At 69.3% G+C, this 9268-nt stretch carries 6 protein-coding genes; 3 read left to right on the top strand and 3 right to left on the bottom strand.

The genetic code is table 11. The annotated features are described in order from the left end of the window. Positions 1–249 precede the first annotated feature (249 nt). Both ABR571_RS14990 and ABR571_RS14985 read left to right on the top strand, forming a co-directional pair. A complete protein-coding gene (locus tag ABR571_RS14990) occupies positions 250–1512 on the top strand; it encodes a glycoside hydrolase family 6 protein (protein ID WP_409454008.1) in 1263 nt (420 codons plus the stop codon). Positions 1513–1612: 100 nt separating this feature from the next. After that, a complete protein-coding gene (locus tag ABR571_RS14985; protein ID WP_409454007.1) occupies positions 1613–2446 on the top strand; it encodes a class I SAM-dependent methyltransferase in 834 nt (277 codons plus the stop codon). A gap of 192 nt (positions 2447–2638) precedes the next feature. Here ABR571_RS14985 and ABR571_RS14980 read toward each other — a convergent pair whose 3' ends face one another. Together ABR571_RS14980 and ychF are read right to left on the bottom strand one after the other, a co-directional pair. Further along, a complete protein-coding gene (locus tag ABR571_RS14980; RefSeq protein ID WP_409454006.1) occupies positions 2639–4816 on the bottom strand; it encodes a protease pro-enzyme activation domain-containing protein in 2178 nt (725 codons plus the stop codon). Between the two features lie 183 nt (positions 4817–4999). Next, positions 5000–6097 carry a redox-regulated ATPase YchF gene (gene ychF, locus ABR571_RS14975; protein ID WP_409454005.1) on the bottom strand — a complete coding sequence of 366 codons (1098 nt, stop codon included), beginning with the start codon at positions 6095–6097 and terminating at the stop codon, positions 5000–5002. Between the two features lie 83 nt (positions 6098–6180). Between ychF and ABR571_RS14970 the strand changes: the two genes are divergently transcribed. After that, positions 6181–7605 (top strand): DNA recombination protein RmuC, encoded by a 1425-nt coding sequence (locus tag ABR571_RS14970; protein ID WP_409454004.1) that lies wholly within the window; start codon positions 6181–6183, stop codon positions 7603–7605. A gap of 84 nt (positions 7606–7689) precedes the next feature. Here the strand turns inward: ABR571_RS14970 and ABR571_RS14965 are convergent. Then, the coding region (locus ABR571_RS14965; protein WP_409454003.1) for a neutral/alkaline non-lysosomal ceramidase N-terminal domain-containing protein at positions 7690–9268 on the bottom strand (1579 nt) is incomplete at its 5' end.

The following is a 9268-nucleotide window of genomic DNA, read 5'->3' as shown; positions in this document are numbered from 1 at the left end:
GGTCGCCGGTCAGCAGGAAGCTGGTCCGGAGCAGGTTCGTGGAGTGCTCGCGGACGAAGACCTCGAACGAGGACACCGGCAGCACCGCCCTCTGCGTCTCCACGGACTTACTAGACACGCAAGTCGCGCAGAGTGTTGCAGCAAATTTCGCCGCTTGCCGCTCTTGCGTTTCCTCGCTTCGTGACGCACGCTGAGAGCGCTCTCTTGTCCATTTTACGCCCTGTGTCGCGAAGGACCACGATGACCACAATGCCCCCCCGCCGTCGGATGGCTGCCGCGTTCGCTCTCGGCGCCGCGCTCGCCGCGCAGGCTCTCGCCGCCGGGCCGGCGGCCGCCACGATCGCGGACCCGTTGCCGGCCGGGACTCATCTCTACGTCCCGCCCCCCGTCCCCGGTGCCGCGCAGCAGGTGGCGCAACTTGAACGCGTCGGGGCCTCCCGCGACGCCGCCCTGGTCGCGACCATGATCACCACGCCACAGGCAGTGTGGTTCTCCAGCGGGACGCCGAAGGACGTTCGCAAGGCCGTCCATGCGGTCTCCGTCCACGCACACGTGGCGAGATCGGTGCCGACGCTCGTGGCCTACGACGTGCCGGGGCGGGACTGCTCGCAGTACTCGTCGGGTGGCGCCGGGAGTGACGCCGCGTACCGCGCGTGGGCCGACGGCTTGGCCTCCGGCCTGCCACCGCGTCAGCGCGTGATCGTCATCGTCGAGCCGGACGGCCTGGCCAACCTGCCCAGCGACTGCCCCGGTGCGTACGCCGGGCAGGACGTGGCGGCACTGACCGCCGGTCGGATCGCCGACATCCGCTACGCGGGTGAGGCGATCATGCAAGCCGACCCGGCTGCGCTCGTCTACCTAGACGCCGGTCACAGCGCCTGGCACTCGGTCGGGGACATCGCGCAGCGGTTGGACGCAGCCGGAGTCCGCGAGTTCCAGGGCTTCTCGCTGAACGTGTCGAACTACCAGCCGACTCCGCAGCTGGACCAGTACGGGACGTGGATCTCGAAGTGCCTGTACTACGCGGCCAACACCGCAGAGGGCGGCTGGCGGGTCGGCCACTACGACTACTGCGCCAGCCAGTACTACCCGGCGACGCCGACCGACTACAGCACGTGGCACCTGACCGACGAGTGGTACGCGGCCAACGTCGACAACGGCCCCAACCCGCCGACCAGCACGACCCAACTCGCCCACTTCGTGGTCGACACGAGCCGCAACGGGCAGGGGCCGTGGACCACCACGACGCCGTATCCGGACAAGCAGGATTGGTGCAACCCGCCTGGTCGCGGGTTGGGCCTGCGTCCCACCACTGACACGGGCGTGCCACTGGTCGACGCGTATCTGTGGATCAAGACGCCCGGCCAGTCGGACGGGCAGTGCAACCGCGGGATCGCCGGCAGCGCCACCGATCCTGAATGGGGCGGCATGGTCGATCCGGCCGCGGGCGACTGGTTCCCGCAGCAGGCACTGCAGCTGGCTCGGCTCGCGCAGCCTCCGTTGCTGCCCTGACGCAGCGGACGCGGCGGACGCCGGCCTGGCCGTCGAACCTCTGAGTCGCGCTGCGCACCACCCCCTGTATTCCGTCCACCGCTGTCCCTATCGTCGGCCCATGGCATCCGAACGCGACCCGAAACAGCCGGATCCGGCGCCGGCCCAGTGGCTCCTGGTGGACGAGGGGTGGGGACGCAAGGCGGTCGACTTCGCCAGCCTGAGCGAGCCGGGGAACTGTCGCGAGTACGTCTCCCTGCACCAACTGCTCGGGGTCGGTCCGGGCGACCATGTGCTGGATGTCGCCTGCGGGTCGGAGCTGGCCGCAGCTCGGGGCGCCACCGTGGCCGGACTGGACGCATCGCAGCGTCTGATCGCGATCGCCCGTGATCGGTCGCCGGAGGCGGATCTGCGCGTCGGCGACATGCACGCCCTGCCCTGGGCCGACGGCACGTTCGACGTCGTCACCAGCTTCCGCGGGATCTGGGGGACGACACCGGACGCCGTGGCCGAGGTCCGTCGCGTCCTGCGGCCCGGCGGCCGAATGGGCTTGACCGTCTGGGGCCACATCAAGGCGTCACCCGGCGCGTGGGCCCTGTCGCCGTTCACGTTGGCGACGCGCGAGAAAGTCGCGAACCAGGCGGCCATGGTCAGCCTCGGAAGACCCGGCGCGGGCGAGCAGCTACTGAGAAGTTGGGGGTTCGAGAACGTCGAACGCCACGACATCCCCTTCGCTTGGGAATTCGCCGACCCCGAGCACTACGCGCGAACGATCGCCTCGACCGGCCCGGCGTACGAAGCCATCCAGGCGGTCGGTGAAGAGGCCTTCCTGGACCACGCCCGAACGGCCGCAGCCGAACGCCTCCGCGACGGATTGCCGCTGCGTGCGGTCATCCTGGTCGTCGGCTACGTCGCGACCAAGCCCCTGGACCGCCCGCCCGTCCCCGACGACTAGAGGTCGGGCAGCTTTGCCGGCCTGGCGCCGCGCCGCGGACTGCCCCAACCGCAGCCGGCCCTAGCTCGCTCTCAGCAGCCGTAGCCGTAGGACGCGGGGCGCGGTGACGATCGGCCTGTCCATGCTGGCCGATGGAGGGCCGGTGGTGCGGACGCCGCCGGATTGGAGACGTCCGCACCACCGGTGCGTCGGTTACTTGGTAATCGCGCTGAAGAACCCGGACCCGTTTGGTGTCCCTACGCCGGTTGCGGTGTCGAAGCCGCGCGTGCTGTGCAGGGTCTGGTTCGGTTCTTCCTCTGTGCGCAGGCTGTAGGACAACCCGGCCGAGGGATTCTCGCTGTTCTTGTAGTTGACCCGCACTACCGACGGCAGCGGGTCGTTCACCGTTGTGCCGAACTGGTCGGCCTGATCGACGTCGTAGTAGGCGCCGGTGCCGGCGGTGTATGCCGCGTAGATCCTCGGGTTGAGGAACCCGAGCGGGCCGCCCGCGAGTTGGTTGGCGACGGCGGCCATGCCAGCGGTGAGCGGCGCGGCTACCGAGGTGCCGCCGATGCGGTATTCGTCGTAGTACGTTCCGTCGCTGAACGTCTGGGTTTGACCGGTGAGGAACCCGGTGTTCGGGTCGGCCAGAGCGCTGATGTCCGGTACAACCCGACCGGAGCGCGAGCCGATCGCGGCCCGCTGGTAGGCCGGCTCGGCGAAGACGTGGCTCACCCCGCCGCCGCCCCCTCCGAAGAACGAGCCCGGCAGCGGCGCTGCGAGTGTGCCATTGAGTACGTACGGCGCGCTGGTCATGTGGTCGGTCGCGGTCGGCGAGATGGGGTCGAAACCGGTCTGCCAGGCGACCTCGAAATCACGCACCCAGCCCGGCTGGTTCAGCGCCGAGGCCGGGTCATCGATGGAGGCGTACCCGGCGGTGGGCGCCGCGCCGGCGGGCTTGACCGAGGCCGAGGTGCCGCCAACGGCGGTGACGTTCGGGCTGTCGGCGTAGAAATCGACCTGCGGGCTGCCCAACGTGGTGACCTCATCGCCGCTGTCGCCGCTGGAGACGTAGACCCCGATGCCGGTGGCCACCGCTTGCAGGAAGGTGTTGTTCAGGCTGTTGATGAAGCCCTGGGGGACGTTCTCGCCGCCGAAGCCGTAGCTGATCGAGATGATGTTGGACAGGTGGTTGTTGACGATGTGGTTGATGCTGGCATCGAAGTCCTGATTGGCGTTCGAGGACCCGACGAAGAGCAGGTGCGCGCCGGGCGCGGTGGTGTGGATGGCTTCGGCGTCCAGGGTTTCCTCGCCGTAGAAGTCACCCGGGACCTGCTTCGGGGTGTCGGGGTGGCGGTAGATGCCGGGTGCGACGATCTCGGTGATCGAGGGCGCCGGCAAATTGTGCAGGCTGCTGTACGTCGTAACGTCCTGCTTGAGGGTGGGGCTGGCGTTCGCGCCGACGAACGCGACAGTCTGCCCGCTGCCGTCGGCAGCGACCTTGTCCAGCCCGTAGAGTCCGCGGACCTGAGCCGGCGTGTATCCGCACGGGGCGAGCGGCTTGCTGCTCGTGCCGTATGCGGGAGCGTTCGGGGTGGCGACGGTCTTCTCGCCGTACCACAGCGAGCACGGGCGCCCGGCGCGGAAACCGATACCAGGGGCGCCGTGATTCTGGTTCGGATCGTTGGCCGCGGATCTGGTCGGCACCATCAGAGCGGCGCTCTGGTCCAACCCGGTCACGCCCTGAACGACCCCGGCGAGCGAGGACGGCACGGACACCGCCGATTCCGGGGCCCGCAGGGTTTGCCCGGCGAACGCATACTCGCCCAGCTTCACCGCAAAGGCGCTCTGTGCCTGCGCGACGGTCCCCTCGGCGGCGACGAAGTGATTATTGGCGGGAGTGTTCACGATGGAGAACCCGGCACCGTGCAGGAACTGCTGCACGGCAGTAACGCTGGCCTGGCTCGGCGCGAACTGAGCACGGAACTGCGCCGGCGTCAAGAACTTGCGGTACTGGCTCGAGCCGGGCGTCGAAACGGCGCGCGCAGTCTGCTCGACACCGGCCGGGTTGCGCCAATTGAGGTAGACGCGCACATTCACGGGCGCTGACGCCGGAGCGGCCGACCGCAGCGCCTGGGCGTTCGCCCACGCGGGACGGCTATTGGACAAGCTGCTGCGGCCCGAACCAGCCGCTTGAGCGGGCGAAACATTCAGAGCGCTTGCGAGCAGAACCACTGCGGTAGCAGCAGCCGCGCCGCGGAGAGCGCGTGCAGATCTGTGCACGTCGTCACCTTTCAAGACCCGGGCGATACCCGAATAGGCACCGTTCGTATCCAACCACGTAAATCGGCGCAAGCTAACCCCGAAGCGCCCCAAGATCTGGCCTTCCACGGCCCGCTCTCCTATGAGCGCATCCTGGGCCGACGCCGTGGTATGCGAGCGCGTCCGCCCGATCGGCTATCTCACTGAATGCCCACTGCTACCGATCCGCTTTGCCAGACGATCGACCGAAGGCGTCTCCCGTACGGCCGGCGACCGACCACGAGACGGCCGCCGCGACTATGAAGCCGGAGATCAGCCCTGGCTCTTACCGCCTGATGTTGTTTGGAAGCGGAACTCGACCACGTCGCCGTCGGCCATGACGTAGTCCTTGCCTTCGATGCGCACCTTGCCCCGCGCCTTGGCCTCCGCCATCGACCCGGCCGCGACCAAGTCGTCGTACGACACGACCTCGGCCTTGATGAACCCGCGCTCGAAGTCGGTGTGAATGACGCCGGCCGCCTGCGGAGCGGTGGCCCCCTTCTTGATCGTCCACGCCCGAGCCTCCTTCGGCCCGGCCGTCAGGTACGTCTGCAAGCCCAGAGTCGCGAAGCCGACGCGGGCCAGCTGGTCGATGCCGGACTCGTCCTGTCCCATCGACTGCAGCAGTTCGAGCGCCTCGTCGTCGGGCAGCTCGATCAGCTCGGACTCCGTCTTCGCATCGAGGAAGATCGCCTCGGCCGGGGCCACGAGCGTTCGCAGCTCGTCGGTGAACTCGGTGTTCGCGATCTCGTCGGGGTCGACGTTGAAGACGTAGAGGAACGGCTTGGCCGTCATCAGATGCAATTCACGCAGGGGCTCGCGCTCCAACGCCGACGCGTAAATCGTCTGTCCGGTCTGCAGCAGGTCCCGCGCGGCTTCGGCCGCGGCGAGCAGCGGCGCGCGGTCCTTGTGCAGGCGAATTTCTTTCTGCAGTCGCGGCAGTGCGTTCTCGATCGTCTGCAAGTCGGCGAGCATCAGCTCGGTGTTGATCGTTTCGATGTCGTCGGCCGGGCTGACCTTGCCGTCGACGTGGACGACGTTCGGGTCGCTGAAAGCGCGGATCACCTGGCAGATCGCGTCGGCCTCACGGATGTTGGCGAGGAACTTGTTGCCCAGGCCCTCCCCCGTGCTGGCGCCGCGGACGATGCCGGCGATGTCGACGAACGAGACGGTGGCCGGGACGATCTTGGCCGAGTTGTGGATCCCGGCCAGCACCTCGAGCCGCTTGTCGGGCACTCCGACGACGCCCACGTTCGGATCGATTGTGGCGAACGGGTAGTTGGCCGCCAGGACGTCGTTCTTGGTCAGGGCGTTGAAGAGGGTGGACTTGCCGACATTCGGGAGGCCGACGATGCCGATGGTGAGACTCACAACAGCCCAGTCTACGGAGGCCCGGACCGGGGCTGCGGCGCGTCGATCCCGAAACTGTCGGTCCCCGGTGTGAGCATCGACGCATGGACGTTGCCGGTGTACTGATTGCGCTGCTCACGCTGCTCACCGGAGCGGTGATCGGCGTGCTGGTGGGCCGTTCCCGGGCCGACGCTGCCGGGCGTGCCGCTGTCGCGCAGGCCGAGGCGGCCGGCCGGGGCGCTGTCGCGCAGGCCGAGGCGGCCGCACGTGAGCTGAGCGAGGAAGTGGCGCGCCTGGGGGCGACCCTCGACGTGGAACGTGCCGCCGCACGCGAGCGCGAGGAATGGGCCGACGCGCGGCTGCGCGAGGCGTTCGACTCCCTGGCCGGCGAGGCGCTCAAGCGCAACAACGAGCAGTTCGCCGAACTGGCCGCTGCCAAGCTCTCGACGGCGAAGGCGACGGCCGACGGCGATCTCGCGCGGCGCCAGATCGCCATAGAGGCCCTCGTCGGGCCGTTGCGCGAATCCCTGTCCAAGGTCGAACGGCAGCTCAGCGCGGTCGAGCTCGACCGAGCCGGGTCCTACGAGAAGCTGCTCGAGCAGATCGGCTCCATGCGGCAGACCAACGAGCAGCTTCGCGCCGAGACGGCGCAGCTGGTCACGGCGCTGCGAGCGCCGCAGGTGCGCGGCCGATGGGGTGAGATGCAGCTGCGGCGCGCGGTCGAAGCGGCCGGCATGACCGAGCACATCGACTTCGTCGAGCAGCAGACCGTCGCCTCCGACGACGGCCGGCTGCGCCCCGACCTCGTCGTCCAGCTCGTCGGCGGCAAGAACGTCGTCGTCGATTCCAAGGTGGCCTTCAACGGCTACCTCGAGGCGATGGAGGCCAAGGACGAGCAGACCCGCAACGCGCGGCTCAAGGCCCACGCCCGGCAGCTGAAGACCCACATCGACCAGCTGGCCGCCAAGTCGTACTGGGAGCACTTCAGCCCGACGCCGGAGTTCGTGGTGTGCTTCGTGCCGGCCGACGCGTTCCTCGACGCCGCGCTGCGCGAGGATCCCGCGCTGCAGGAGCGGGCGTTCGACCAGAACGTCGTGCTGGCCACGCCGTCCACCCTCGTCGCGCTCCTCCGGACGATCGCCTACACGTGGCGGCAAGAGGCGCTGGCGGCGAACGCGGCCGAGGTGCACAAGCTCGGTCGCGAGCTCTACCAGCGGCTGTCGACGATGGGCGGGCACATCGACAAGCTCGGCCGCTCGCTGAACAACGCGGTCGGCGACTACAACAAGACGGTGTCCTCTCTCGAGACCCGCGTCTTCGTCACTGCGCGCCGGATGGTCGAGTTGCAGGTCGTCGAGCCGGGCGACGTCATCGACGCGCCCCAGCAGATCACCGAGACCGCGCGGTCGACGCAGGCGCCCGAGGTCGCCGAACAACGGCTCGTCGCACTGCCGAAGCCACGGGTGCCGGCCGGTCAGGGCGACCTGCTGAGCAGCGTCGAGGAGCCGGACCACCGCGCCACGTCCTGACCCCGCCTGCCCTTCCCGAAGTTGTCCGCGCTTCGCCACGTCATGATGTGGGCAAGCACGGACAACTCGCGGAGAGGGCGGCGGTCAGCGCACCTCGAACGGGTCGGTTGCGCTGGTGAACGGCCGCACCGCGCCGTCGCGCTCGAGCACGTCGCCCCGGTAGACGAGCCGGTAGCGCCCCGGCGCGGCGTCGGCCGGGATGTCCCAGGTCACCCAGACGCGCGAACCGGATCGCCCGGCTCGTCGCCAGCCGAAGCGGGTCTCCCAGTCGCCGTCGTCGGCCAGCCGCTGCCACTCGTCGCCGGCCTCGCGCTGGACCTCGGTGAGGGTCGCGCCCCGGTGCAGATCATGGTTCGGGTAGGCACCGACGAACTCCGCCCGTACCGTGTCGCCGCCCCGGTAGTGCCGCCGCGGCGCAACGAGGACGTCGCCGAACGCCCCACCGGCCGGGCTGTCCGGTCGCGTGCGGCGAACCCCCTTCCCTCGCGGTGTCAGCACCGGTGGCGGCGTCCCCCGCTCGACCGGCGAGCCCTCGTGCATGGCTGTGGCGAGCCGACAGACGGTCTGCACCAGCGCGGGCAACTCCCACCGTCCGTACAGCGTGCTGCCCGCCTCGTAGCGCTGCGCCATGTACTCCTCGGGCGTCGTGACGTAGTGGATGTAGCCGTTGCTGTAGCCGGCGACGAGCACGTGCGGGAGCTCCGCGCCCACGATCGCCGCCACCGCGCGGCGTAGCCGCAGGCCCGACACGATCGTGATCTCGGCCGGCAGCCCGATCAGGTACAGCGGCCCGAGCCGCACCAGCTGCACCGGGATCCGCTCCTGGATCAGCGGCGACAGCCGGTTCACCCCGCGCGGCAGCACCAGCCCCTTCGGCGCCTGCGAATCCCGCAACTGCGGCCACGCGCGGTAGGCCACCTGGGCCGACACCGAATCGATCAGCGGGTTGCGACCCTGCCGGAATCCGGCGAACCCCTTGCCCTCGTCGGTACCGGCGATCTGGCCGGCGGCCGCGTACGGGCCTGAGGTGCGGTGCGGCCGACCGTCCGGGCAGAAGGCCGCGTCGACGGCGAAGTCCGTCAGGTCGATGTAGGTGAGACGCGTGTCCAGCCCGCCGGTCAGCTCGGCGCCCGATCCGGCGAGCGCGGCGGCGGCGCGGAACTGCCGCGTCCCGATGATGCGGGTGTTCTCGAACTCGTTGTCGGTCGGTCCGCTGCCCGGGCGCCGGTTCAGGTTCGGCGACATGTCTCCGGCGTTGGTCTGCGCGAACGCGCCGATGAAGCCCGGCGGTTCGGCGGACAGATAGTCGACACCGTGCTCGAGCCGTTCCCAGGCGTAGGCGGCGTAACCCTTGTTGTCGCTGGAGATCAGCCGGTTCTTGTTCGTCATGGACGTGCCGTGGGTGGCGAACCAGTTGACGGCGCCGACCAGCGCGCCGTCCCGCTCGATCGTCAGCAGCGAGGTCTGCGGATCGATCGCGTCCGGAAAGACGTCGCGGTCACTCGTCGGATTGAGCTCGAATGAGCTGCGCGACCGGTTGATGCTCGCGTCGTGCAGTTCGCCGAACGCCAGCCGCAGTCGGGCCGGAGCGACGTCGCGGTGCGCGTGCGCCACCGACTCGACGATGCCGTCGACGATCGCGTGGAAGGTTTTGGCGTGGAAC

This window comes from Jatrophihabitans sp. (assembly GCF_046262535.1).
Classification (GTDB): domain Bacteria; phylum Actinomycetota; class Actinomycetes; order Mycobacteriales; family Jatrophihabitantaceae; genus Jatrophihabitans.
The sequence above is the reverse complement of the archived record's forward strand: the minus strand, read 5'-3'. Positions and strand labels throughout refer to the sequence as shown.